A 23,892-nucleotide genomic window follows, 5' to 3' on the forward strand; every position below is an offset into this window, starting at 1 on the left:
CGCTGCCGCCGGCGAGACCCCCGTTGGGAACAATGGCAACGGCAACGGCAATGGCCCCCCGGCCAGTGTCCCCGCTGCTCAGAACCGCATCAACGGGAGTGACAATGGCAATGGTCCGCCCGTCAATGTGACCGTCGCTGCCGCCGGCGAGACCCCCGTTGGGAACAATGGCAACGGCAACGGCAATGGCAATGGTCCGCCCGTCAATGTGACCGTCGCTGCCGCCGGCGAGAGCCGTGATGGGAATAATGGCAACGGTAACGGCAATGGCCCCCCGGCGTCTGTGCCCGCCGCGCAGAACAGCAACAACGGCAATGGCAATGGTCCGCCCGTAAACGTGACCGTCGCTGCCGCCGGCGAGAGCCGTGATGGGAATAATGGCAACGGTAACGGTAATGGCCCGCCGGCTTCTGTGCCTGCCGCGCAGAACGGCAACAATGGCAATGGCAATGGCAATGGTGGGGGACCGCCTGCGACCTCTCCCGTGCTGAGCACGAGCATCGGCGTCAACAGCAATGTGATTGCTACACTGGCCATCCCTACGGGCGACCCGGGAAATAGAAACGGGACGCGTGAAGGTAACGACAGTCGAAACAGCAACGGCAACACCGGTCGGGGCAACCAGCGCTAAACCCCATGCTGACGTCATCCATCACCCCTGCACGGATCGCGCTGGCCAAGTGCATGGCCGCTGTGGTCGTCATCACCGCCCTGGTGGGGACGATCATGGCTGCTGGCGCCCTTCGGCCGGTGGAGGACGCCCTCACCGGTCAACGGTTTGGCCTGATCCAGCGTCAGGCCACCCAGCAACTGGTGGTCGTCGCCATCGACGGGGCCAGTCTCGAAGCCGCCGAGGTCTGGCCGTGGGAGCGTGATCGCTACGCGACGGTTGTCCGCAACCTGGAGGCCGCCGGGGCCAAGCTGATCGGCTTCGATGTGGACTTCAGCGCCCGCTCAACCCCTGAGATGGACCAGGCCCTAGCCAACGCCATTGCCGACGCCCCAGGGCGCGTGGCGTTAGCGACCTTCGTCCAGCCGGCAAGCCGCGGTGTTGCCAGCGATGTGATGATCGAAAATGCGCCCCTGGCCATGCTGTCGCGGGACTCGTTGCTGGCCAGTGTCAATGTCGCCGCCGACCCAGATGGGCAGATCCGCCGCTATCTGCGGGGCTTTTCCACCGACGAAGACTACCGGCCGACCATGGCCGCCCTGCTGGCCGGACAACCCCATGGGGAGACCGCACCCTTCCTGGTGGACTTTGGCATCCAGCCATCCAGCATCCCGACCCTCAGCTTTCACGATGTTTATGAGAACCGGTTCGACCCCGCCCTTGTCCGGGGCCGGGTGATCCTGATCGGTGCCACTGCCCTGGAGCTGGGGGACAATCTGGCCACCCCCCGGCACGGTATCCTGCCGGGCATCATGGTCCATGCCCTGGCCTATGAGAGCCTCGTCCAGGGCCGGGCGCTCTATGGCCTGTCACCGCCCCTGATCCTGGTGCTGGTATTTGCGGTCGCCTTTGTCCTGCGTCCCCTGCGCCGCCCCCGGACCCTCGGTCATCTGGCCGGGCGTCATGTGCTGACCCTGGTCGTGATCCTGGGCCTTCCGGTGGCCGTTCAGGCCCTGATGCCCGTATCCCTGCCCACGGCCCCCCTGCTGCTGACCCAGCTGCTGTGTCTGGCCGTGGCCGTGCGTTTGGAGCTCAAGCGCCGGGGTGAGGACATCATCCGCGCCCGGGAAGCCGGCCTGCTGCACCTGGCCATGCACGAGCCGGAGACCGAGCTGCCCAATCGCCGGGCCCTGCTCAGCGAGATCGCACGGATGCGCTCTGGCGAAACCGCGGCTGTGGCCGTGCTGGCCATTGGCGTCGACCGATACGCCCAGATGCGGGCGGCCATCGGCTATGGCATGGCCAATGACGTGGTCCGCGCGGTGGCCGAGCGGGTGCTGCGCACCTGTCATTCCAGCCGCCTGGGCTATCTCTCCACCGGCGTCCTGGGCCTGGTGGTCCGTCGAGACGATGCCCTGAGCCTTGAGACCGAACTGGCGCAGCTGGAAAGCCTGGAGGCCGCCTATCAGGTCAAGGGTTCCCTGGTGGACGCGTTTGTCCGCCTGGGCGTCGCCCACGATGAGGACCCCGCCGAGACCGATGAGCGTCTGCTGGAACAGGCCACCATCGCCCTGGACGAAGCCCGCCGACGCGACCAGCGCCGACTGGTGTTCCAGGCCAAAACCTTCCAGGACCCGAGCCTGAACCTGTCCCTGATGAGCGATCTTCGCCAGGGGCTTAAGGAGGGGCAGCTCTCCTTGCACTATCAGCCCAAGCGGTCGGCCAACGGTGCCATCCTTGGCGTCGAGGCCTTGATGCGGTGGCGTCACCCCGTCCGGGGCGCGATCCGCCCCGACCTGTTCATTGGCGCGGCCGAAGAGACCGGTGCCATCCGCGAACTGACCGAGTGGACCGTGACCCAAGCCCTGGCCGACAGTGCGGCGCTGCGGGCCGTCGGGCGGCGCCTGATGGTGTCGATCAATGTCTCTGGCCGGCTGCTGGGCGACCTTGCCTTCCAGGACTTTGTTCTTGAGGCTGTGAAAGGCCGGGCCCACGAGCTTTGCCTGGAGGTCACCGAAACCGCCGTCATCGAGAGCCCTCAGGCAGCCGCTGAGGCCGTGGCGCGGTTCCATCAAGCCGGCCTGGCCATCTCCATCGACGACTATGGTGCCGGGCTATCCTCGCTCTCCTACCTGCAGACCCTGGATGCTGACGAGCTGAAGCTCGACCGCAGTATCGCCACGGCCGTCGACACCGATCGGGATCGACTGATCCTGCGCTCGACCATCGAACTGGCGCACAGCCTGAACATGAAGGTCGTGGCCGAAGGGATCGAGACCGAGGCCGTAGAGGCCATTCTGCTCAACATGGGCTGCGACCTGATCCAGGGCTATCTGATTTCCCCAGCCCTGCCCCGGGCCGACCTTGTGGCTTTCCTCGACAAGGCCGACCCGATAGCCCCGCTGGCGGCGGCGTCCTAGGACGTCGCCTGATTTTCCCTGCTGGACCCGGCCAGCCCCCCTGCGACGATTTGCGACCTGTTCTCAGTATAGTTAACGTGACTATGGATTCGCTGCGATCCCCAGCCAGGGGACTGGATCGGCAGCCGAGGACCATCGCCCGTATCAGCGACCCTCTCGCACAGCGCTGAAAATCGCAGCGCATGCCCCGCGCCTTCGGCACCATCCCAGATCGTAGTCGGCTGAAGTTCATCCTCTGAGGAGTCGATCAACCCCATTAGTTCTGCTTTTGTTCTCTCGATGGAGGCGGCCATGGGCGAACGACGATCACTGCGGATTGAAGGTCCCGGGGAGACACGATTTGTTTCAGGTGCGAAACCCAATGGCCCGCTGATCTGGGCCTATTGTGAAGCGGGTGATTGCCAAGGCGTGGCCCAATTGGACCTTAGATTCTGGGGCTCTAGGCCCGGTTCACCGCCGTCGCTTGACCAATTGGAAACGCGTCTGCGATGCATTTGCGGGGCAAGACAGGCCCGTTTGTCACGATTGGCACCCAGCGCGACATCCCGCCACGTAACAATCTACCCATTTTCGTAGAACGTCATTCTTGCAACTCACGCGTTACCGACGCTAGGCGGGTGTCAGGAAGTTTCCACAACTTCTCCCGCTTGAAATATTCGACCCGGCAGCCCTGCTGTCAGGTCAGCCTGCGTGAACGAGGAGACGGATTTGACAGAGTCCACGACGAAGAGCCCGGACCCCATGGACATCGCCCTGGGGGCGGCTGTGCGCATTCGCCGCCGGACCATCGGCATGTCGCAGGAAGCCCTGGCCGAACAATGCGGCGTGAGCTTCCAGCAGATCCAGAAATATGAGAACGGTGCCAACCGGATTTCGTTCTCTCGCCTGGTGCAGATCGCCCGCGCCCTGCGCTGCCGGGTCACCGACCTGCTTGATGTCCTCGACACCCCCGACGAAGAACCCAGCGTTGATCTCGACCTTCTGTCCCGGATGCGGACGCCAGGCGCGCTGGAGCTCCTGACGGTCTATGAGCAGCTTCCCCAGGAGGCCCGGACGGCCCTGGTCAGCTTCCTGCGCATCCTGTCGCCGACCGGTGGGTCACCCAATCAAGGTACGAGCGTTCGCAAGCGCGAAGTGGCCTGAACGCACTGGGTCTGAGGCACATATTCTGAGGCCCATGAAAAGGGCGCGGCAGGAAACCGCCGCGCCCTCTTCGTTTCGGTGGAAACCCTGCCCGTTCAGAGGGTCTTGAGGTCGACCGCCGCGGTCTTGCCGCGCTCTTCTCGAAGCTGATAGCTCACCTTATCGCCTTCATTGAGGGCGCGCATGCCGGCCTGCTCCACGGCGGAAATGTGCACAAACACATCCTTGCCGCCGTCGTCTGGTTGGATGAAGCCGTAACCCTTGGTGGTGTTGAACCACTTGACCGTACCTGAGGCCATGTTCTGTCGTCTCCCGACAAGCTGACGAAACGTGACGCCCGGGGCGCCGAGCGTCCGTCAACAATCGCAGTCCTCGGGAAACGTAGCGTAGCTCGGCCCAAATCTCGGATTGTCGCGTCTACAAATTTCGATGACCACCCGCCGCCGGTCAATCCGAAAAGCCCGGTCAGTCGGCGCCGAGTATGTGATCCACAACGGCCTTGGCGTCCTCGCCGCCCCAGTCAGCCCCGCCCGCAAGCCGAGCCCGCTCGATGCCGTCAGCCCCGTAAATGACCGTCGTCGGCATGCCAGGGGCGGGAGGGACGAGGTCAAAGGCCAGCTTCATGTTGGGGTCGGTATAGAAGGCCAGCGGCGCATGCTGGCCGATGAAGGTCCTGGCCTTGTCGATGTCCTCGGCCCGGTCGATGCTGACCGCCAGCACCCGCACGGGCTGGCCTTCATAGTGCGCCGCCAGGGCCGCCAGGGTGGGCATTTCAGCCACGCAGGGCGGGCACCAGGTGGCCCACAGGTTCAAGACCACCACCTCGCCGCGGAAGTCTCCCAGCCGCAAGGGCTTGCCCTCTGGATCATAGATGGTGGTCACCGGGGCAGGTCGCGGGTCACTGGGGGTTTGCAGCGCAGCCATCTCGCCCTTGGCGAAGGCGCGCATGCCACGACTTGCATCGGGATTGGTGGAAGCCTGACCGATGATGTAGACCACCGCCGCGACGCCGAAGGCGGCGACGCCCCAGAGGAGCTTGCCCACCAGGCCGGTTCCGGTTTTTGCCGCTGACTGATCGCCCATATGACCGACAAAGCCTCCAAAGCACCGCCACAGACTGCCCATATGGAGAAGCCTGCGCCCTCCGGCCAGGGTCAGGCCATGTGGGGCGGGCGATTTTCCGCCAAGCCTGCCGATCTGATGCAGGCGATCAACGTCTCCATCGGGTTTGACAAGCGCCTGGCGCCCCAGGATCTGGCCGGGTCGCGGGCCCATGCGGCCATGCTGAAGGCGCAGGGAGTCATCTCTGCCCCCGACGAAGCCGCCATCCAGGAGGGGCTAAGCCGCATTGAGGCGGAGATCGCCGAGGGCACCTTCCCGTTCCGCGACGAGTACGAAGACATCCACATGAATGTGGAGGCCCGACTGCGCGAGCTGATCGGCCCGGCCGCCGGGCGTCTGCACACGGCGCGGTCGCGCAATGATCAGGTCGCCGTGGATTTCCGGATGTGGGTGCGCGAGGCCTGCCATCGCACCGTCGGCCAGCTTCAGGCTCTGCAGCGCGCCCTGGTGGCCCAGGCCGAAGCCCATGCCGACACCCTGATGCCGGGCTTCACCCACCTGCAGCCGGCCCAGCCGGTGACCTTCGGCCACCATATGATGGCCTATGTGGAGATGTTTGGCCGCGACGCCTCGCGGTTCGCCGACGCGGCCGCACGGATGAACGAGTGCCCCTTGGGGGCGGCCGCCCTGGCCGGTTCGCCCTTCCCCATCGACCGGCACGCCACGGCTGAGGCCCTGGGCTTTGCCCGCCCCACGGCCAATTCCCTCGACAGCGTCTCCTCCCGGGACTTCGCCCTGGAGGCCCTGGCGGCCGGTGCCATCTGCGCCACCCATCTGTCGCGGCTGGCCGAAGAGATCGTGATCTGGATGACGCCGCAGTTTGGCTTCATCGCCCTGTCGGACGCCTTCACCACCGGCTCCTCGATCATGCCGCAGAAGAAGAACCCGGATGCGGCCGAGCTAGTGCGGGCCAAGGCCGGACGGATGCTGGCAGCCTTTACCCAGCTCGCCGTGGTCATGAAGGGCCTGCCGCTGGCCTATTCCAAGGACATGCAGGAAGACAAGGTGCCGACCTTCGAGGCCTTCGATGTCCTCGACCTCTCCCTGGGTGCCATGACCGGCATGGTTTCTGACCTGACCCCCAACACCGCACGCATGGCGGCCGCCGCCGGCGAAGGCTTCTCGACGGCCACTGACCTTGCCGACTGGTTGGTGCGCACCCTCGACATGCCCTTCCGCGACGCTCACCACATCACCGGGGCGGCGGTGAAGCGGGCCGAGCAGTTGGGCTGCGATCTGGCGGATCTGCCCCTTGAGGACATGAAGGCCCTGGACCCGCGCATCGGCTCTGGCGTTTATGACGTGCTCACCCCGGCCGCATCCGTGGCCAGCCGCAAAAGCTATGGCGGTGCTGCCCCCGACCAGGCTCGCGCCCAGGTCGCCCGCTGGAAGGACCTGCTGAAATGACCCTTCGCCCCCCGCTCCTCCTGGCCTTGGCCAGTGCCCTCGTTCTCAGCGCCTGCGGCAAGGCCGGGGCCCTGGATCGTCCGCCGCCCCTTTGGGGCGATCCGGCCACTGGCGAGGTGGTGGCTCCACGTCCCTCGGCCAGCAAGCCTGTGGACACGATCGATCCCCGCACCCGGGCGACCAATCCTGCGCCGTCGCGCACCCTGCCCATCGACGGCACCTCCTCCAATCCCAGTGCGTCGGGCCCGCAAGGCGCCCTGCCCGACCCCTACGCCAATCCCCGATGAACCATTTCGAGCTTCGGGACGGTGAGCTCTCCTGCGAGGACGTCCCCCTGGCGGCCATCGCCGAGGCCGTCGGCACGCCGGTCTATATCTATTCTACCGCCACCTTTGAGCGGCACTATACGGTCCTGCGGGACGCTCTGGAGGCCGAAGGGGTCCGCGATCCGCTGATTGCCTTTGCAGTGAAGGCCAACTCCAATCTGGCCGTGCTCAGAACCCTGGCGCAGCTGGGTGCCGGTGCCGACACGGTGTCCGAAGGCGAGATCCGCCGGGCCCTGGCCGCCGGCGTTCCCCCGGAGCGCATTGTCTTCTCCGGGGTCGGCAAGACCCGGACCGAGATCGCCTTCGCCCTGTCGGTCGGGGTCTGCGAGATCAATGTCGAGTCCGAGCCCGAGATGATCGCCATCGCCCAGGTGGCCGAAAGCCTTGGGCGGCGCGCCACCATTGCTTTCCGGGTCAATCCGGACGTGGCGGCCGGGGGCCACGCCAAGATCGCCACAGGTAAGTCGGAGAACAAGTTTGGCGTCTCCTTCGCCGAGGCCGAGCGGCTTTATGCCAACGCCACCAACAACGCCTGGCTGAAGCCGGTGGGCGTGGCCTGCCATATCGGCAGCCAGATCACCGACCTCGCCCCTATGGCCGAAGCCTTCAGCAAGATGGCCGGGCTTGTGCGGCGGTTGAAGGGCGAGGGGCTGGAAGTGGAGCGGCTCGACCTGGGGGGCGGCCTGGGCGTGCCCTATTTCAACCAGCCCGAACCGCCGTCGCCATCCGAATATGCCAAGGTCGTGGCTGAGGCGACCCGAGGCCTGGATGTCACCCTGGCCTTCGAACCTGGCCGCGTGATCGCCGCCAATGCCGGGGTTCTGCTGGCCAAGGTGCTGCACATTCATGAGCGACCAGAGGGTCGACGTTTCCTCGTGCTGGACGCGGCCATGAACGACCTTCTGCGCCCGGCCATGTACGACGCTTATCACGACATCCGCGCGGTCAGTCCCCGGCAAGGACCTGTGCGTCCCTATGACGTGGTCGGTCCAGTCTGTGAGACCGGCGACACCTTCACCCGCGATCGTGACCTGCCAGCCTTCGAAGCGGGGGATCTGGTGGCCTTCATGAGCGCCGGCGCCTATGGGGCCTCCATGGCCAGTGAGTACAACAGTCGCCCCCTGGTGCCTGAGGTGCTGGTCAAGGGCAGCGAATTTGCCGTGGTCCGCCCGCGTCCGACCTATGAGGAAATGCTGGCCCGGGAAACCACCGCCCCCTGGCTCTGAGGTCCAGACTGTCCCGCAAGGCCTTCCAAACCATCCCTGCAAAAGAATAATGCGAATCATTATCATTTGCTATTGACCCCGCATCCTGGCCTTGTTTAGACGCTCCCTCACAATCTGAGGGATGACATGTTGAAACAGGCTCACCTGTGCGCGGCCGCGCTCGCTCCACTCATTCTGGCCTGCCCTGCGGCCGCCCAGACGGTCCAGACCGGACCGGAAGATGGCCATGAGGTCGGTGAAATCGTGGTGGTGGGGGCCCTGACAGACGTGGTCGTGTCCCGTCCTGAGCTGCAAAGCACCCAGGCCAACGATCTGCAGGATATCTTCCGCCGCACCCCGTCGGTCGCCGTGGGGGGTTCTATCGGCCTGGCCCAGAAGATCTATGTGCGGGGTCTTGAGGACTCGCTTCTCAACATCACGGTGGACGGCGCGCCCCAGGGCGGCACGCTCTTTCACCACATTGGCCGGGTCTCCATCGAACCTGAACTGCTGGAGACCGTCGAGCTTCAGACCGGCGCTGGCGAGGCCACCTCTGGTTTTGGGGCCATCGGCGGGGCCATCCGCTTCCGCACCCGCGATCCGGTAAGCCTGCTGGACCATGACCAGCGGTTCGGCGCCATCGCCAAGGCCGGCTGGTTCTCCAATGACGGTCAGAAGTTCAGCCTGACGGGCTATGGCCGATTGACCGGCGATGTCGGGGTGATGGCGTCCTTCGTCCAGGTCGACCGCGAGGCCATGCAGGACGGCGACGGGGTTGAGATGCGGGGAACCGCAGCCGAACAGCAATTGGGCTTCATCAAGATCGGCGGCGAGCTCGGAGGCGGTCATCGCTTCGCAGTCAGCTACGAGCAGCGCGAGGAGACCGGGGCCTTCGGCCAGCGGCCAAACTGGCCGGTCCGGGCCAATGACCGGCTGTTTCCAGCCGAGGCCGAGCGTCGGACAGCCGTAGCCAACTATGGTTTTGCCTCGGGCCAGGGCTGGGACCTGGAGGCCACCGGCTACCTGACCCGCACCGACTTCAAACAAGATCGCTTCGATCGCTGGGGGCTCTACGGGGCCGAGATCGAGTCCCGGGGTTTGGACCTGCGCGGCAGATTCGCGCTGGGCGATCACCGCCTGACCGCCGGCGTCGAGCACCGCCGTGATACGGTCATAAGCCAGTATCTCGGGAACATCGCCCAATGGGGCCCATGGACCTGGAACCCGGCCGTCAGCCGGTTTGAGGAAAGGGGCCAGCTGACGGGATTCTACGCCCAGAACCTGTGGCGCCCCTCAGGGGCCCTGACCGTCAGCTTCGGCGCGCGTTATGACGACTATGAGCTGGAGCAGCAGACCTATGGCGGGCGCACAGCCAGTAACGGTTTCAGTTTCAATGCCGGTCTGAACTACGAGGTCCTCGACGGACTGACCCTGAATATCGGCTATGCCGAGGCCTTCCGGGGCAAGGAGATCGGCGACGCCTTCACCCTGGAAAGCCGTCCCGGCCGGATTTCCCTGGCACCGGGACTGCAGCCGGAAACCGTCGGCAATTTCGAGGTTGGTCTGGCCTGGACCCATGAGGGTTGGACGGCCTCGGCGGTCTATTTCGACATGACCATAGACGATGTGATCCTCGACCAGCTCGGCGCGGGGCCCGCCCCCCAGGCTTCGACCTATTACGAGAACGTCGGGCGCTACGAGTCGGACGGCGTGGAACTTCGAGTGGGCTATGCCAACGGCCCCTGGACCCTGGACGCCTATTACAACAGCTACGACGCCCTGCTGAACGGACGCCAGATCGAAGGCTATGAGGAAATCGCCCTGGGCAACTCCATGGGCGACAGCATCAACCTGACCGCCAGCTTCGACCCCTCCGATCGGCTGGGTTTCCAGGCCAGCCTGACCCGCTACAGCGATCTCAATGACATCGAGGTCCTCTATCGGGAGGTCCAGCTGGGCTATATCGCCAAGACCCAGCGGGTGGATAAGCCGGGCTATGCTGTCGTTGATCTGTTCGCCCGCTGGGTTCCCTTCGAGGACCGGAACATCGAACTCCTGGGGGCGATCTATAACCTCTTTGACGAGACCTATCGCGCCCACGCCAGCGTCGCCGATTACAGCGCCATCCCGGGATATGAGATCGTCCGGGGTTTGAATGAAGCCGGTCGCAATGTGAGGCTTACCGCCTCCTATCGCTTCTGATGAAGGCGAGCCGGCGGGCGCTTCGGCTGTGGCATCGGTGGTTTGGTCTGGCGGCCGGGCTCTGGATTCTGCTGCTGGCGGTCACCGGCTCGGCCATCACCTATTATGACGAGCTCGACACCGTACTGAATGGTGAACTTCGACGCGTGGCGGCGGTGGGAACACCGGTAGAGGCTCCGGTCACCACAGCTCTGGCCGGAGCCGGGGCGATGCTTCCAGGCTTTCAAGCCCGTCATATTGACCTGCCCGACCATCCCCAGGAGACCCTCTGGCTGATCGGCTCGGCCGTGGTCGATGGGCAGCCGACCGGGGTCCAGGTCTTTGCCCATCCGCAGACCGGAGCGGTGGTGGGCTGGCGCAGGAGCGGTGTCTGGTCCCTGGATCGCCGCTACCTGCCCGACCTGCTCTATGGCCTGCATGTAGACCTGCTGGTCGCCCCTTGGGTGACGACGGTGTTCGGTTTCATCAGCCTGCTCTGGCTGATCGACCACGGACTGGCCCTGGCCCTGGCGGTGCCCAAGCTCGCTCTTTGGCGCGACGCCCTCGGCGTGAAAGGCCGGCCGGGCAGCCTGCGCCGGCTGTTCGACTGGCACCGGGCACCTGGGCTTTGGGCCTGGCCGGTGACCTTTGTGCTGGCGCTCACCGGCGTAACCCTGGCCTGGCCCGACCTCAGCCGTGACGCCGTGCGGTCCTTGGCACCCGTTTCTGAACGCCTGGAGTTCAGCCTGCCAGACCGCACCGTCGAGGCCACCTTGTCCATCGATCAGGCCATGGCCAGGGTGGCGCCGGCCGATCAGATCGACAGCCTGCGGCCCCTACCCGACAAGGGGGTCTACGCTATCCGGACCTTCGATCCCCGCGACCTGGACGATCAGGGCCGTCAGTGGACCTATATGGACATGGAAACCGGAGCGGTCATCGGGCGACGGCATGATCTTGGCGAGGGACCGGGAGACGCCTTTTTTGCCTGGCAGTACCCGCTGCACTCGGGCCAGGCCTTTGGCGAGTTTGGCAGGGCCCTGGTCTTCCTGGGCGGTCTGGTCACCGCCGCCCTATCGGTTACAGGACTGATGCTCTGGCTCAGGCGCGGGAGGCCCTTGGCCCGCTGACGTCCAGAGTCAGTCCATGGCCCCGACATAGGGCAGGCCCCGGTACTGACCGGCTGAATCCATACCATAGCCGACCAGAAAACGCGGCGGGGCGGTCCAGGCGACGAAGTCCGGCTCGATGGCCCTGGGTGTCGGCCAGGGCTTGGTAGCGAAGACGCAGGTCAACACCTCTGAGGCACCAGAATCCCGGACCAGACGGGCGGCTTCACTCAGGGACAGACCGGTGTCGATCACATCATCGATGATTAAAGCCCGGCGACCCTCCAGCGGACGCTGAAGATCGGCGCGGACCTCACACCGGCCAAGGCTGGCCCTGGCGTCCCCGTAGGAGGCCAGCCACAGGGCGTCGAAACGGACATGACGGCCCGCCCGAGCCAGGGCGCGGGTCAGGTCGGCGCAGAACCACAGCCCGCCGGTCAGCAGACAGATGGCGACGGTGTCGTCGTCGATGCGGGGGGCAATATCCTGGGCCAGGGCCTCGACCCGCCGGGCAACCTCGGCTTCATCCAGTAGAACTGCGATGACCGGGTCACTCATCCAGCGGCGCCTCTGTGGGGGGTTCCGCCAGCGGCACAGCCTCCCGTACCGGTGGCCGGGCAACTTCGGGGGGACTGGCGTCTGCGGCCCCGCGCAGGTCAAGGGTCTCAGCCGGTGCCTTCGGGGCCTCTGCGGCGGCCTTAAGCTCCGCAAAGGTGATTTCCAGGTCCGCAGCCGACCCCGGAGGATCGATCAGGGCGATGGCGAAGTGGCGCGTTTCGCCGGGCGGGATCACCGGATCGGCGGCACGGGCGATCTTGGTGGCCACGGCGGCACCGCTCTTGTCCAGCAGGCGAATCTGCAGCGGCGGGGCAGTGATCGTGCGATCCTCGACATTGCGAATCATGCCCGAAATGGACAGGGCCGCGTGACCATCCTGAAGGGCGGGCTCGAACGCTACGCCTTCTATGGCCAGGCCAACACTGTTCACAGGCAGGCCAACGCTGGCAAAGGCGCCCGCCGCGCTGGGCCACAGGCGCACCACATCGACCCGGAACACGACGGCGATCACCAGCATCAGGGCCAGGGCCGCCGACATGCCGGCCCAGACGACGCCCGTGGCGGCTGCCTCGCGCAGGCGGCGCGAATCATCAGCCTTGGCCCTGAAGGCGCGAGGCAGGGCTTCGCCGGCCCGGCCAGTGGGCTCGGCCTCCTGGGCGGGGGCAACATCGAGTGTGGGTTGATCGACCGACACAAGGGGGGTATCGGCGAGCGGAGGGCTCGCCACCGGGGGTTCCGGTTCGGCCGGCTCCTCGCGGCGGGCCGTCCACCGGTTTCCACAGCTCGCGCACTTCACGACGCGCCCTTGTTCAGGGATCTTTGCGTCGTCCACGAAATAGCTGGTGGAGCAGTCTGGACAGGTCAGTATCATGGCCGCTGTATCGGACCCTCCAGCCCACCGTATCGAGGTCGCCGATTCCGGTCTCCATGTCCAGAAACCTGAACGCCGCAGAGCCGACCGAAGCCTGGGACGCCGTCGTGCGTTTCGACGACGTGTCCATGCGCTACGGGCGCGAACCTGAGACGCTTAAAGACCTTACCTTCTCCTTGCCTCAAGGGTCTTTCCATTTCGTCACCGGCCCATCGGGTGCGGGCAAGACCTCGCTGCTGAAGCTGATCTATCTGGCCGCCCAGCCCTCAAAGGGTCTGCTGCACCTTTTTGGCCAGGACGTGGCGAAGGCCCCGGCCGATGTGCGCCCCTTTTTGCGCCGGCGGATCGGCGTGGTGTTTCAGGAGTTTCGCCTGCTCGATCATTTGAGCGCCTTCGACAACGCAGCGGTGCCGCTGCGAATCGCCGGGCAGAAACCCGACACTTACCGCCAGGATGTGGCCGAGCTTCTCACCTGGGTTGGCCTGAAGGACAGGATGCACGTCCTGCCCCCGACCCTGGCCGGCGGCGAGAAGCAGCGGCTGGCCATCGCCCGCGCCGTCGTCGGTCGCCCCGACATCCTGCTCGCCGATGAACCCACGGGGAATGTGGATCACGAGATGGGCTTGCGTATCCTGCGCCTGTTCCTGGAACTCAACCGGCTGGGCACCACAGTTCTGATCGCAACCCACGACCAGGACCTGGTGGCCCGTTCGGGTATGCCTGTTCTGCATCTGGAGGACGGGCGACTGACCCATATGGGACCGTTTTCACCCGGAGGAAGGTCATGAGTCGCCGTCGGGGAAGCGGGCCCCTCGACGTAGATCGCTGGCGCCCCGCGCCCTTTCTGCCAGTGCGCGACACCCGAGACAGCGCCTTGGTGTTTGTGGTGGCCGTGCTCTGCTTTCTGGCCTGCCTGACCGCGCTTGGGGTGATCGCCTCTGACCGGGCGGCCCGGGGATGGTCCCAGCAATTGAGCGGCGAAATGACTGTGATCGTTCGTCCCAAGGCCAATGAAACCCCTGACTCCGCCGCCGCCCGTACCGCCGAGACCTTGGCCGGGGTAGCGGGCGTCGCAGAAGCCAGAGCCCTGGAGCGGGAAAAGGCCGAGGCCCTGATCACCCCCTGGCTGGGGGACGCCGTCGATCTCGCCGACCTGCCCGTGCCGCGCCTGGTGGCGGTGGTCCTTGACCGGGACGCGCCGGCAACGGCCGAGAGTCTCAGGCGGGCCTTGCAGGCCAGGGGCCTGGACGCCGTGGTGGACGACCACACCACCTGGCTGGCCGACATTCAGCGGGGCGCGGCCATCGCCCGTTGGGTGGGACTGGGTGTCTTTCTGTTGATCGCCTCGGCAGCAGCGGCCGTGGTCGCCTTTGCGACCCGCGCAGGCCTCGCCGCCCGGCGCGAGGTGGTGGAACTGTTACACCTGACAGGCGCCGAAGATGTCTTCATCGCCCGCCTGTTCCAGGTCCGGTTCGCTCAGATGGCTGCCGGTGCCGGGCTGGTGGGTGCCGGCACAGCCGCCGCCCTTGGTGCAGCTATGCGGTTGGGCGGCGGTGGCCAAGGCCTGACCCCGGTTCTGCCGGTCGCTTGGAGTGATCTGCTGGCTGTTCTACCCTGTCCCCTGGCGGCGGCTCTGGTGGCGGCAGTGGCGGCGCGGATGACCGCCGCCAGCCTGATTCGCGAGCTGTCCTGAACGGGGGCCCCATGAAAACGCTCGCCCTGATCCTAGTCGCCGCCCTCATCTGGGCCGCTGGCCTGCTGGCCTTCGCCACCCGGGTGGAGCACTCGACTCCAGCTACGAATCCCCAGGTGGCCGATGGAATCGTCGCCCTGACGGGGGCCGGCTCCAGCGAGCGGATCGCGGCTGGCATCAAGCTGCTGGAAGCTGGCAAGGCCGACCGGATGCTGGTCTCCGGGGTCAATCGAGAGGTTAGCCGGGCCGATATCCGGCAGTTGAGCCGAGCGGCCCAGCGGCTCTATGACTGCTGCGTCGATCTGGGCTTCGAAGCGGCCGATACCTTTGGCAACGCTCAGGAGACGGCGGGCTGGGTGAGGGCCCGACGCTATGACAGCCTGATTGTGGTCACCGCCGACTACCATATGCCTCGCGCGATGCTGGAGCTCGGCTCAGCCCTGCCTGGCATCACCCTGCAGGCTCATCCCGTGGCCACGCCGGGTCTCGACGCTCGCCGCTGGTGGCGGACCCCCAGCGGCACCCGGCTTATGGTGACCGAGTATTCCAAGTATCTGGCCATTCTCGGCCGGGAACTGATCCTTGGCCTGGGGCCCAAGGACGAGGCACCGTCCGAGCCTGCGCCGCAGGGCCGTTGAGCTTTCAATCGCAAGCGACGAACCTGGGACCAAAGAAAATGCAAGCCAGGACCCTACAAGAAAGAGGTTCGCCGTGACGGCCGTGCGCTCCCTGCTCTTTGTGGCGATCTTCTATCTGTGGTCGGCCAGCGTGGCGATCCTGATCACCCCCCTGCTCTTGGGACCCAGAGTCTGGATTCTGCGGGCGCTGGATTTCTGGAGCCGCGGCGTCATCGCCCTGCTCGGTATCTGCGACATCCGGATCGAAGTCCGTGGGCTGGAGCATGTGCCCAAGGGCAAGGCCCTGGTGGCCCCAAAGCATCAGTGCATGTTCGATGTGTTCGCCCAGTTCGCGTGGCTGCCAGACTCCTGCTTCGTCCTGAAAAAGGAGCTGATGTGGATCCCGTTCTTCGGCTGGTACGCTCAGAAGGCGCGCATGATCGTCGTCGACCGCGAGGCCCAGGCTGCAGCCTTGAAGAAGCTGGTGCGCGATACCGAAGACCGCCTGAAGGAAGACCGGCAGCTGGTGATCTTTCCCGAAGGCACCCGGGGGGTGCCGGGTGTCCGCGGAAGCTACAAGCCCGGCATCGCGGCCCTATATCGGGAGCTGAACCTGCCGGTGCACCCCGTGGCCACCAATTCCGGGGTTCACTGGCCCAAGCATGGCTTCCTGCGGAAACCGGGCGTCATCGTCTTTGAATATCTGGAGCCCATTCCGCCCGGTCTCAAGCGCGCCGAGTTCATGCGCACCCTGGAAGAGCGTATCGAGACAGCCTCCATGAAGCTGCTCGAGCTTTAGGTCGGCGAGCCCAGGGCCTGACGCTCCACCCGAACCAACAGGTCCTCCATGGCGCGATCACGCACGCCAGCCTCACGCAGATGGCCCACAAGATCGCGGAGATAGTCCTCATTAGGACCTGACAGACCCACCGCACCGGTGATCAGCTCGGCCTGTCGTTCCAGGGACAGGGCACCCGCCCACTGTGGATGGCTGACATCGGAGAGAAAAACCAAGCTCTCCACCCGCCGGCCGTCGGTCAGGCGCACGGTCCGCCTGGCCTCCACATAGGTCTCGGTGGGCTGCTCGCGCTCCATGAGATAGGCATAGACCTCCGGCCAGTCGGCCTCGGCCACGAGGTAGGCTGTCCCGCGCACGGCGCCGCCGGGCGCGAGGCCCAGCACCAGGCCCGGCCGCTCATAGGTGCCCCGGTGATGGACCGAATAGATGCAGAAGGCCCGGCGGCGCCCGTGTAGAATGGCGCTCGAACGCTCGACATAGCTGAAACCCGGCCGCCACATGAGCGACCCATAGCCAAACACCCAAGCCCCGTTGCCGCCCGCCATGCCCGATCCGTCAGAAGAAAAGTCTGCAAAGCCGTCCATGTCTGTGCCCGATACGACGCCCGCTCGCAAACCCCGCCGGCTAGGCCTGATCCTGCCCTTCGCCTTCCTGTTCCTGGCGATGATCGTCTGGAGCGGCTTCTGGTTCTGGACCCGCATCCAGACCGGCGAGCGGATGGACGCCGCCGCCGAGACCCTTCGCAGCGCCGGCTATGAGGTCAGCTGGGAAACCCGCAGCATCGGTGGCTATCCCTTCCGCCTGAACGTCACCCTCACCGATGCGGTGATCCGGGAGCCGTCAGGCTGGGCGCTCGCCACCCCACGCCTGAAGTCGGAAGCCTACATGCATGGGCTCGGCCGCTGGATTTTCGCCACGCCCGACGGCCTGACGTTCACAAGGCCACAGTCTGGATCAGTGCAGGTGACCGGCCGGCTGATCCGCGCCAGCCTGGGGGATGTGAACCGCAAGCCCCCACGTTTCGACTTCGAGGGTGCCGATCTGACCTTCACCCCTACGCCGGGGGCTCAGCCGTTTGCCCTGTCTAAAGCCGAGAAGGTGGCCTTCCACCTGCGACCGGGACCTGAGGATCAGGGGGCCATGTTCCTGGAGGTGTCGAAGGGCGAGGCGCAGATGTCGGGCCTGTTCGCCCGCATCGCCCAGGACGGCAACATTGATATCAAGTGGGACACCCTGCTCACCGAAATGAGCGCCTTTGAGGGAGACGACTGGCCCTCGGCGGTACGCAATTGGAGCCGGGCCGGCGGCATGGCCCAGGTCCGCGAGGCTGGGCTCACAGCGGGCGAAGCCGTGATCGGCGTCAATCGCGGCCAGCTGTTCGTCGGGCCTGACGGACGGCTGAGGGGAACCCTTGATGTGACCTTGCGCCAGGCGCCCGAAGCCCTGGAGGCCCTGGGTGCCGGCGGAGTATTGCCCCCGGAAACCGCTGACACCGCCGCCGCCGTCACCGCAGCCCGACAGGGTGCCGACAATGTGGCCCAGGCCGCCATCACCTTCCAGGCTGGCCAGACGACCCTGGGGCCGGTGGCGATCGGTCCGGCCCCCCGCGTCTACTGAGGCTGATGGTATCGTCTGCAACTTTCTTGCGCGGGGCGGCCCTATTGCGCCTCCCCGCGCAATGACTTAGGTCGCGGCATTGGTTCCGGGAATAGAAATGGCCGACCCCCAGCAAGCTGCGCCCCCGCCCTCGCCGATCACAGCGGCCCCGGTGCCCTTGCCGCTGGAGGCTGTCCGCGCGCGGATCGACGAGATCGATGCGGGCCTGCTGGCCCTGCTGGATGAGCGCACAGCCCTGGGCAAGCAGGTGGCCGCCGCCAAGGCCGCCGCCGGCCAGGCCGACCGCTTTGGCCTGCGCCCGGGCCGGGAGACAGAGATCCTGCGCCGGCTGCTGGCCATGCCGCGCACGGGGGCCAGCGACGCCCTGGTGATCCGAATCTGGCGCGAGCTGATGGGCCAGAGCCTGGCTTTGCAGGGCCCCTTCAATCTCACGGTCTGGGGGGGTCCGACGCCTGCCAGGGCGCTGGAGCTTGCCCGCCTGCGGTTCGGTGCCGCGCCGGCCTTGAGGATGGCCGCCAAGCCGGAAGATACCCTCGCCGCCGCCAAGCTGAAGGGCGGGGTGGGCGTGGCCATGCTGACAGGCGAAAGCGCCTGGTGGGGCCGCCTGCTGGCCGAGCCGAAGCTGAAAGTCTTTGCCGTCCTGCCCTGCCTCAACGCCTGGGGACCGCCCTCGGCACTGGCCTTCGCCGAGGTGGATGTGGAGCCCACCGGCGCCGATGTCACCCTTTGGGTCACGGACGCCCCCGGCCCTGTCGCCCGCACGACAGAGGTCCTCAGCCGCGATGGGGTCGCCGCCGAACTGCTCAGCGAGGCTGGCGGACTGCGGCTCTTCACCCTCGCGGGCTACTATCAGGCCGATGATGAGCGCCTGGCCCGGGCACCCGGGCGCCTCAGCGGCGTCATCGGGGCTGCACCGGAACCGTTCGACGTGTAAGAGCCAGGGCCTGATACGTCCAAACCCAGGCCCGCCCATGTCCCAGTCCCCCGATCGCGCCGCCGCCGACCGTCCGGTTCCCAAGCCGGGCATCCTCGACATATCGGCTTACGTTCCCGGCAAGGCCAAGGTCGACGGGATCGCCCATCCGCTGAAACTATCGGCCAATGAGAACATCCTGGGCTGCAGCCCGCAGGCCAAGGCCGCCTATGTGGCGGCGATCGATCAGCTGCACATCTATCCCGACAGCCGCGCCACCCCCCTGCGCCAGGCTATCGCCGCAGAGTTCCGCCTGGAGCCCGAGCAACTGATCTTCGGCTGCGGCTCCGACGAGATCTTCCACATGCTCTGCCAGGTCTATCTTGAGCCCGGCGACAACATCGTTCAGGGCCAGTACGCCTTCGGGGCCTACGCCATCGGAGCACGGGCCTGTCAGGCGGAGGTGCTCAGCGCGCCCGAGCCTGACTACCGGGTCGAGGTCGATGGCCTGCTGGAGCTGGTCAATGACCGCACGCGGCTGGTGTTCATCGCCAACCCCGGCAACCCCACCGGCACCTATATCGGCGGCGAGGAAATCCGTCGCCTGCATGCGGCCCTGCCCAAGAGCGTTGTCCTGGTGCTCGACGGTGCCTATGCCGAGTTCGTCGATGATCCGGCGTTTGAGGACGGGACTGACCTCGCCCGGACCAGCGACAATGTCATTGTCACCCGCACCTTCTCCAAGCTGCACGGCCTGGCGACCCTGCGGGTGGGCTGGGCCTATGGACCGGCCGAGATGATCAGCGCGCTCGACCGCATCCGCCAGCCGTTCAACACCTCCATTCCTGGGCAGCTCGCTGCGGTGGAGGCCCTGGCCGACAAGGACTTCCAGAAGGCCTCCCTGGACCTGCTGGCACAATGGCGGCCCTGGCTTGCCCAGCAGCTGGGGGGGCTTGGCCTCTCGCCGGTGCCCAGCGCCACCAACTTTGTCCTGGTGGGCTTCCCGACCAGCGGACCCAAGACCGCCCAGGCCGCTGAGGCCTATCTGGCCAGTCGCGGCCTGATCGTCCGCGGTGTCGGCGGCTATGGCCTGCCCCACCACCTGCGTATGACCATCGGGCTCGAGGCGCACAATCGCGCCGTGGTCGAGGCGCTCGCCGACTTCATGCAGGCGCACTGATGGCCGAACCCGTTTTCGCCCGCCTGGCCATCATCGGCTGCGGCCTGATTGGTTCCTCCCTGGCCAGGGGTGCCAGGGCCTCAGGTGCCGTCGGACAGATCGTCATCCATGACGCCAGCGCCTTTGCCCGCGCCCGGATCAGTGAGCTGGGCCTGGCCGATGAGGTGGCCCTCAGCGCCGAAGACGCCGTAAAGGGCGCCGACCTGATCATCTTCGCCACGCCGGTGCGCGCCATCGGCGAGGCAGCGGCGGCCTGCGCCCACGCCATCTCGCCCGGTGCCATCGTCAGCGATGTGGGCTCGGTCAAGGCCGCCGTCAGCGAAGCCCTGGCCGCAGCCCTGCCTGACACCGTCCATATCGTGCCGGGCCACCCCATCGCCGGCACCGAGCAATCGGGCCCAGACGCCGGCTTTGCCGAGCTGTTCCATCAGCGCTGGGTGATCCTGACCCCCCAGGCCCGGGAGGACGAAGCCTATCTGGCCGCCGTCCAGCGCCTGTCAGACTTCTGGACGGCGCTCGGTGCCCAGGTCGAACAGATGGACGACAAGCACCACGACCTGGTTCTGGCCGTCACCAGCCACCTGCCCCACCTGATCGCCTACAACATCGTCGGCACGGCCGCCGACATGGAGGAGGTCACCCGGGCCGAGGTGATGAAGTACTCCGCCGGGGGTTTTCGCGACTTCACCCGTATTGCCGCGTCGGACCCCACCATGTGGCGGGACATCTTCCTGACTAATAAGGACGCCGTGCTGGAAGTCCTGGGCCGCTTCACCGAGGACTTGCAGGCCCTGTCCCGGGCTATCCGCTGGGGCGAGGGCGACAAGCTGTTCGAGCTGTTCAGTCGTACCCGGGAAATTCGCCGGGGCGTCATCGAGGCCGGCCAGGAAAGTGCTGAGCCCGACTTCGGACGGAAGCGGGGCGGCTGATGAACGGGATGGCCTGGCTCGCCATCGCCATCGTCGCTGAGGTGATCGCCACCACAGCGCTGAAGGCCTCGGACGGCTTTCGCAATGTGGCGCCCTCGGTGATCACCACCATCGGCTACGGCATCGCCTTCTGGTGCATGTCCCAGGCCATGCGCACCGTGCCGGTGGGGATTGTTTATGCCCTTTGGTCGGGGGTCGGCATCGTGCTGATTACCTCCATCGCCTGGATCCTCTACCGCCAGCAGATCGACACCGCCGGCCTCATCGGCATCGGCCTGATCCTGGCCGGCGTGGTGGTGATTCAGGTGTTCTCAAAGACTACGGCCTAGGGCGGCTCAGCCCGGGATACCGTCAGAGGTTTCAGCTGTCGGTTTTCAAGAACTCAGCCGTCGCCTCGATGGCTTCCACCAGGCCCATGCGCTGGATTTCCACCCCCGGCGGCAGGCTGGAGAACAGGCGGGTGGGAGCGGCCGCATCGAGCATGACGAAGACGCCCTTGTCGTCGGCCCGGCGGATCAGGCGGCCAAACGCCTGGGCGATGCGGCCCCGGGCGATGGAGTCGTCATAGCCCTTGCCGCCGAAGCGGACCCGGCGGGCCTTGTGCAGGATGTCGGGGCGCGGCCACGGCACCCGGTCGAAGACCAGCAGGCGCAGGGACCGACCCGGCACGTCCACCCCATCCCGGACAGCGTCGGTGCCCAGCAGGCAGGCGTCCTCCTCAGCCCGGAAGATGTCCACCAGGGCGCCGACCTCCAGCGCGTCCACATGCTGGGCGTAAAGGGCCAGGCCCTTGTCAGCCAGGGGACCTGCGATGCGCTCATGCACCGCGCGCAGGCGACGGATGGCAGTGAACAGGCCAAGGCCGCCGCCGCCCGCCGCCAGGAACAGCTCGCGCATGGCCGCGGCCACCTGGCGGGGATCATCCTTGCCCACGTCGGTGACCACGAAGGCCCGCGCATTGGCGGCGTAGTCAAAGGGTGAGGCCAGCTTCAGGGTCTTGGGCCGGTCGGGCAGCCGCGCTGCACCGGTGCGCATCTCAGCGAGCGCGAAGGGATCATCGAGACCGGGATCGGCCAGGGTGGCGCTGGTGACCAGCACCCCGTGGGCCGGGGCGATGACGGCATTGGTCAGGGGCTCGGTGGGATCAACCCAGTGCCTTCGGCAGGCGGCATCCACCACCCGTCCATAGAGGAAGGTGGCGTCAAACCAGTCGACGAAGTCCGGATCGTCGTCGGCGTCCTCGTCGATGGCCCGCAGCATCGAGCGCCAGGCCGGCAGGGTCATCCGCGCCCGACGGTCTAGCCCTCGCAGCGCCCCTTCGATCCGCGCCCGCTCACTGGGCCCCAGCGTCGCGGCCTCGGCGTCCAGCAGATCCTCCAGGTGGCGGGCCAGGGCCAGCAGGGGCGCTTCGATGCGGGCCAGAGCCGCCGCCGCCTCCCGGGCGGTGTCGCGCACCAGGTCCAGAGCCGGACGGGCGGCGCACTCCATGCCCACCTCGGAAGGCGCGGCCCGGGCGCGCAGCTGTTCCAGCACCGCCACCAGGAAGGCCTCGATGGCGCCGATGGGGTTCACCTCGCCGGTGGCCGGCGCAATGCGGCCTGACCAGCCCTCACCCGGCAGGGCAGCCGCAGCGTTCAGGGCGGCGAGCAAGGCGCGCTTGGCCTCCTCAGCATCCCCCAGCACGTCCATCAGCCGGGTCTCCAGCCCCCGTCCCCGCCGGCCCCGGCCCTCCGGCCCCCGCAGCCAGCGGCGCAGTTCGGCGGCCTCGGCGCCGGAGATGGCGGCGGAAAAGGCGCTGTCGGCAGCCTCGAAAAGGTGGTGGCCCTCATCGAACACCAGACGCTTCAGGTGCGCCGTCTCGCTGTCAGCCTTGGAGCCGCGGGCGGCGCGGGCCCCGTCGAACGCCGCCTGGGTCAGAACCAACGCATGGTTGGCGATCACCAGGTCGGCGCGGCGTGAGCCGCGGATGGCCTTTTCCACAAAGCAGGTCCGGTAGTGCTGGCAACCGGCGTGGACGCACTCGCCCCGGCGGTCCACCAGATTGGCGGCCGAGGCCTGTATCGGCGTGGGCAGGCCAAACAGGGTCGGCAGCCAGGCGGGGAAGTCGCCCCCGGTCATGTCCCCGTCCCGGGTCGCCCGGGCCCAGCGGGCAGCCAGGGTCAGGCCCACCAGGTCGCCATTGCCCAGCTGGGCGGCGTTGACCGCGTCCTGCAGGTTCAGAAGGCAGAGATAGTTCTCCCGACCTTTTCGGACCACCGCCTTGCGGGCGCGGGTCTTTTCGTCGGGATAGATGGCGTGGCTCTCGCGCTCAATCTGCCGCTGCAGGGCGCGGGTATAGGTCGAAACCCAGACGGCTGGCCCATTGGCCTCGGCCCACAGGGAGGCGGGCGCAAGGTAGCCCATGGTCTTGCCGATGCCCGTGCCGGCCTCGGCCAGCATCATGCGCGGCTCGCCTTCCTTCTCCCGGGGCTGGAAGGCATAGGCGGCTTCGGACGCGAACTCCGCCTGGGCGGGACGGGCTTCGTCCAGACCTGCCCGGTGCAGCAGCTCGGCCAGCCGCTGGGCGGCCTCAGGTCCTGCAATGGGGCGGGAGCCGGCCTCGCCCGGCGGGGCCTGATCCTCCCACTCAGGAATTCGGCTCCAGACATCGAGGCCCGAACCGCGGAACGCATTGCCCACCGGCGCCGAGCGCAGGGCACCGATCACGGCGGCCCCCCAGGCCCAACCGCCCCGGGCCAGGGTCTCCGCCTGGGCCAGGGCCTCCTCCCGATTGGGCTGAGGGGTGCGGGCCAATTCCTCCAGCAGCAGCAGGCAGGCCTGGCGCAGGGCGCTGGCCTGGGCCGGTGCCCCCTTGGGTTCAGCCAGGCCCAGCGTCTGAGCCAGCCCTGCGGCCGAGGGGGCGCAGAAGGTCGCCGGCCGGACGAAGGCGAACAGCTCCAGGGCGTCAAAGATCCGCGGGCTGCGGGGCGGCGGCTGCAGGGCCAGCCGCCGAGCGGTCATGGCCGCGTGAGCCACCAAAACCGGCCCGCGCTCGAACAGATCCCGGGCGTCAGGGGCCCGCAAAGCCTCAGCCCGATCCGCATCGGCCGCCCCGGCGCGGGGGCCCGGCAGGACCACCAGGGCGGGTGCCAGATCAAGGGCGGGGGCGAGCGCGTTCACGGCTGCGACTCCTACCGGGATTTGGCGTGAAAC

Annotated in this window: 22 protein-coding genes and 2 pseudogenes; 17 read left to right on the forward strand and 7 right to left on the reverse strand. The window is 66.9% G+C overall.

Features of this window, described 5'->3' with window-relative positions:
- From MH112_RS00470 to MH112_RS00480, 3 genes and pseudogenes are all read left to right on the forward strand, one after another.
- Positions 1 to 631, forward strand: a pseudogene (locus MH112_RS00470) (hypothetical protein); the annotation flags it as partial.
- 5 nt (positions 632 to 636) lie between these two features.
- Positions 637 to 3,030, forward strand: a complete 2,394-nt coding sequence (locus tag MH112_RS00475) for an EAL domain-containing protein (protein ID WP_296562611.1) — start codon at positions 637 to 639, stop codon at positions 3,028 to 3,030.
- 708 nt (positions 3,031 to 3,738) lie between these two features.
- Positions 3,739 to 4,173 carry a helix-turn-helix transcriptional regulator gene (locus tag MH112_RS00480; protein ID WP_296562613.1) on the forward strand — a complete coding sequence of 145 codons (435 nt, stop codon included), beginning with the start codon at positions 3,739 to 3,741 and terminating at the stop codon, positions 4,171 to 4,173.
- A 95-nt stretch (positions 4,174 to 4,268) separates the two neighbouring features.
- Here MH112_RS00480 and MH112_RS00485 read toward each other — a convergent pair whose 3' ends face one another.
- Positions 4,269 to 4,472, reverse strand: a complete 204-nt coding sequence (locus tag MH112_RS00485) for a cold-shock protein (protein ID WP_293318179.1) — start codon at positions 4,470 to 4,472, stop codon at positions 4,269 to 4,271.
- A 166-nt stretch (positions 4,473 to 4,638) separates the two neighbouring features.
- Positions 4,639 to 5,256, reverse strand: coding sequence for a TlpA disulfide reductase family protein (locus tag MH112_RS00490; protein WP_296562614.1), 618 nt, complete (start codon positions 5,254 to 5,256; stop codon positions 4,639 to 4,641).
- Positions 5,257 to 5,298: 42 nt separating this feature from the next.
- On the opposite strand from MH112_RS00490, the gene argH reads away from it, so the two are divergent.
- The 5 genes from argH (at position 5,299) to MH112_RS00515 (ending at position 11,544) form a co-directional block, all read left to right on the forward strand.
- Positions 5,299 to 6,702, forward strand: coding sequence for an argininosuccinate lyase (gene argH / locus MH112_RS00495; protein ID WP_296562670.1), 1,404 nt, complete (start codon positions 5,299 to 5,301; stop codon positions 6,700 to 6,702).
- Positions 6,699 to 6,989 carry a hypothetical protein gene (locus MH112_RS00500; protein WP_296562616.1) on the forward strand — a complete coding sequence of 97 codons (291 nt, stop codon included), beginning with the start codon at positions 6,699 to 6,701 and terminating at the stop codon, positions 6,987 to 6,989. The genes argH and MH112_RS00500 overlap by 4 nt, the downstream gene beginning before the upstream one ends.
- A complete protein-coding gene (gene lysA / locus MH112_RS00505) occupies positions 6,986 to 8,254 on the forward strand; it encodes a diaminopimelate decarboxylase (RefSeq protein WP_296562617.1) in 1,269 nt (422 codons plus the stop codon). Before MH112_RS00500 ends, lysA begins: the two co-directional genes overlap by 4 nt.
- Before the next feature lie 126 nt (positions 8,255 to 8,380).
- Complete coding sequence (locus MH112_RS00510) at positions 8,381 to 10,435, forward strand: TonB-dependent receptor (RefSeq protein ID WP_296562619.1); 2,055 nt, start codon at positions 8,381 to 8,383, stop codon at positions 10,433 to 10,435.
- Positions 10,435 to 11,544, forward strand: coding sequence for a PepSY-associated TM helix domain-containing protein (locus tag MH112_RS00515; protein WP_296562621.1), 1,110 nt, complete (start codon positions 10,435 to 10,437; stop codon positions 11,542 to 11,544). Before MH112_RS00510 ends, MH112_RS00515 begins: the two co-directional genes overlap by 1 nt.
- Before the next feature lie 9 nt (positions 11,545 to 11,553).
- On the opposite strand, the gene MH112_RS00520 is transcribed toward MH112_RS00515, so the two are convergent.
- From MH112_RS00520 to MH112_RS14940, 3 genes and pseudogenes are all read right to left on the reverse strand, one after another.
- A complete protein-coding gene (locus MH112_RS00520) occupies positions 11,554 to 12,081 on the reverse strand; it encodes a phosphoribosyltransferase family protein (protein ID WP_296562622.1) in 528 nt (175 codons plus the stop codon).
- A complete protein-coding gene (locus MH112_RS00525; protein ID WP_296562623.1) occupies positions 12,074 to 12,808 on the reverse strand; it encodes a DUF3426 domain-containing protein in 735 nt (244 codons plus the stop codon). The genes MH112_RS00520 and MH112_RS00525 overlap by 8 nt, the downstream gene beginning before the upstream one ends.
- Positions 12,809 to 12,850: 42 nt before the next feature.
- Positions 12,851 to 12,952: pseudogene (locus tag MH112_RS14940) on the reverse strand (MJ0042-type zinc finger domain-containing protein); the annotation flags it as partial.
- 56 nt (positions 12,953 to 13,008) lie between these two features.
- Here MH112_RS14940 and ftsE point away from each other — a divergent pair.
- The 4 genes from ftsE (at position 13,009) to MH112_RS00545 (ending at position 16,061) form a co-directional block, all read left to right on the forward strand.
- Complete coding sequence (ftsE, locus tag MH112_RS00530) at positions 13,009 to 13,740, forward strand: cell division ATP-binding protein FtsE (RefSeq protein WP_296562625.1); 732 nt, start codon at positions 13,009 to 13,011, stop codon at positions 13,738 to 13,740.
- A complete protein-coding gene (locus MH112_RS00535; protein WP_296562626.1) occupies positions 13,737 to 14,645 on the forward strand; it encodes an ABC transporter permease in 909 nt (302 codons plus the stop codon). The genes ftsE and MH112_RS00535 overlap by 4 nt, the downstream gene beginning before the upstream one ends.
- An 11-nt stretch (positions 14,646 to 14,656) precedes the next feature.
- Entirely contained in the window at positions 14,657 to 15,283 is a 627-nt protein-coding gene (locus tag MH112_RS00540) for a YdcF family protein (protein ID WP_296562627.1), read from the forward strand.
- 73 nt (positions 15,284 to 15,356) lie between these two features.
- Positions 15,357 to 16,061, forward strand: coding sequence for a lysophospholipid acyltransferase family protein (locus tag MH112_RS00545; protein ID WP_296562628.1), 705 nt, complete (start codon positions 15,357 to 15,359; stop codon positions 16,059 to 16,061).
- Here MH112_RS00545 and MH112_RS00550 read toward each other — a convergent pair.
- Positions 16,058 to 16,645: a gamma-glutamylcyclotransferase gene (locus MH112_RS00550; protein WP_296562630.1), complete on the reverse strand. Its 588-nt coding sequence runs from the start codon at positions 16,643 to 16,645 to the stop codon at positions 16,058 to 16,060. The genes MH112_RS00545 and MH112_RS00550 overlap by 4 nt on opposite strands.
- On the opposite strand from MH112_RS00550, the gene MH112_RS00555 reads away from it, so the two are divergent.
- The 5 genes from MH112_RS00555 (at position 16,644) to MH112_RS00575 (ending at position 21,029) form a co-directional block, all read left to right on the forward strand.
- A complete protein-coding gene (locus tag MH112_RS00555) occupies positions 16,644 to 17,678 on the forward strand; it encodes a DUF2125 domain-containing protein (RefSeq protein WP_296562632.1) in 1,035 nt (344 codons plus the stop codon). The two genes, MH112_RS00550 and MH112_RS00555, sit on opposite strands and share 2 nt — an antisense overlap.
- Before the next feature lie 97 nt (positions 17,679 to 17,775).
- Complete coding sequence (locus tag MH112_RS00560) at positions 17,776 to 18,612, forward strand: chorismate mutase (RefSeq protein ID WP_296562633.1); 837 nt, start codon at positions 17,776 to 17,778, stop codon at positions 18,610 to 18,612.
- Between the two features lie 37 nt (positions 18,613 to 18,649).
- The gene (gene hisC, locus MH112_RS00565) at positions 18,650 to 19,771 is read left to right on the forward strand and encodes a histidinol-phosphate transaminase (RefSeq protein ID WP_296562635.1); all 1,122 of its coding nucleotides are present in this window, start codon (positions 18,650 to 18,652) and stop codon (positions 19,769 to 19,771) included.
- Entirely contained in the window at positions 19,771 to 20,700 is a 930-nt protein-coding gene (locus MH112_RS00570) for a prephenate/arogenate dehydrogenase family protein (RefSeq protein ID WP_296562636.1), read from the forward strand. The genes hisC and MH112_RS00570 overlap by 1 nt, the downstream gene beginning before the upstream one ends.
- Positions 20,700 to 21,029 carry a multidrug efflux SMR transporter gene (locus MH112_RS00575; RefSeq protein ID WP_296562638.1) on the forward strand — a complete coding sequence of 110 codons (330 nt, stop codon included), beginning with the start codon at positions 20,700 to 20,702 and terminating at the stop codon, positions 21,027 to 21,029. Before MH112_RS00570 ends, MH112_RS00575 begins: the two co-directional genes overlap by 1 nt.
- A gap of 31 nt (positions 21,030 to 21,060) precedes the next feature.
- On the opposite strand, the gene MH112_RS00580 is transcribed toward MH112_RS00575, so the two are convergent.
- Entirely contained in the window at positions 21,061 to 23,859 is a 2,799-nt protein-coding gene (locus tag MH112_RS00580; protein ID WP_296562639.1) for an ATP-dependent DNA helicase, read from the reverse strand.
- Positions 23,860 to 23,892: the final 33 nt, after the last annotated feature.

The organism is Phenylobacterium sp. (assembly GCF_022402485.1).
GTDB lineage: Bacteria > Pseudomonadota > Alphaproteobacteria > Caulobacterales > Caulobacteraceae > Phenylobacterium.

Excerpts from the sequence above, each read along its gene's own strand:
- MH112_RS00485 (WP_293318179.1), bottom strand. The coding sequence starts at position 4,472 with ATGGCCTCAGGTACGGTCAAGTGGTTCAACACCACCAAGGGTTACGGC.
- MH112_RS00575 (WP_296562638.1), top strand. The coding sequence starts at position 20,700 with ATGAACGGGATGGCCTGGCTCGCCATCGCCATCGTCGCTGAGGTGATC.
- MH112_RS00555 (WP_296562632.1), top strand. The coding sequence starts at position 16,644 with ATGTCTGTGCCCGATACGACGCCCGCTCGCAAACCCCGCCGGCTAGGC.
- MH112_RS00515 (WP_296562621.1), top strand. The coding sequence starts at position 10,435 with ATGAAGGCGAGCCGGCGGGCGCTTCGGCTGTGGCATCGGTGGTTTGGT.
- MH112_RS00520 (WP_296562622.1), bottom strand. The coding sequence starts at position 12,081 with ATGAGTGACCCGGTCATCGCAGTTCTACTGGATGAAGCCGAGGTTGCC.
- ftsE (WP_296562625.1), top strand. The coding sequence starts at position 13,009 with ATGTCCAGAAACCTGAACGCCGCAGAGCCGACCGAAGCCTGGGACGCC.
- MH112_RS00570 (WP_296562636.1), top strand. The coding sequence starts at position 19,771 with ATGGCCGAACCCGTTTTCGCCCGCCTGGCCATCATCGGCTGCGGCCTG.
- MH112_RS00475 (WP_296562611.1), top strand. The coding sequence starts at position 637 with ATGCTGACGTCATCCATCACCCCTGCACGGATCGCGCTGGCCAAGTGC.
- MH112_RS00510 (WP_296562619.1), top strand. The coding sequence starts at position 8,381 with ATGTTGAAACAGGCTCACCTGTGCGCGGCCGCGCTCGCTCCACTCATT.
- MH112_RS00535 (WP_296562626.1), top strand. The coding sequence starts at position 13,737 with ATGAGTCGCCGTCGGGGAAGCGGGCCCCTCGACGTAGATCGCTGGCGC.
- MH112_RS00560 (WP_296562633.1), top strand. The coding sequence starts at position 17,776 with ATGGCCGACCCCCAGCAAGCTGCGCCCCCGCCCTCGCCGATCACAGCG.
- argH (WP_296562670.1), top strand. The coding sequence starts at position 5,299 with ATGGAGAAGCCTGCGCCCTCCGGCCAGGGTCAGGCCATGTGGGGCGGG.
- MH112_RS00550 (WP_296562630.1), bottom strand. The coding sequence starts at position 16,645 with ATGGACGGCTTTGCAGACTTTTCTTCTGACGGATCGGGCATGGCGGGC.
- MH112_RS00500 (WP_296562616.1), top strand. The coding sequence starts at position 6,699 with ATGACCCTTCGCCCCCCGCTCCTCCTGGCCTTGGCCAGTGCCCTCGTT.
- lysA (WP_296562617.1), top strand. The coding sequence starts at position 6,986 with ATGAACCATTTCGAGCTTCGGGACGGTGAGCTCTCCTGCGAGGACGTC.
- MH112_RS00490 (WP_296562614.1), bottom strand. The coding sequence starts at position 5,256 with ATGGGCGATCAGTCAGCGGCAAAAACCGGAACCGGCCTGGTGGGCAAG.
- hisC (WP_296562635.1), top strand. The coding sequence starts at position 18,650 with ATGTCCCAGTCCCCCGATCGCGCCGCCGCCGACCGTCCGGTTCCCAAG.
- MH112_RS00540 (WP_296562627.1), top strand. The coding sequence starts at position 14,657 with ATGAAAACGCTCGCCCTGATCCTAGTCGCCGCCCTCATCTGGGCCGCT.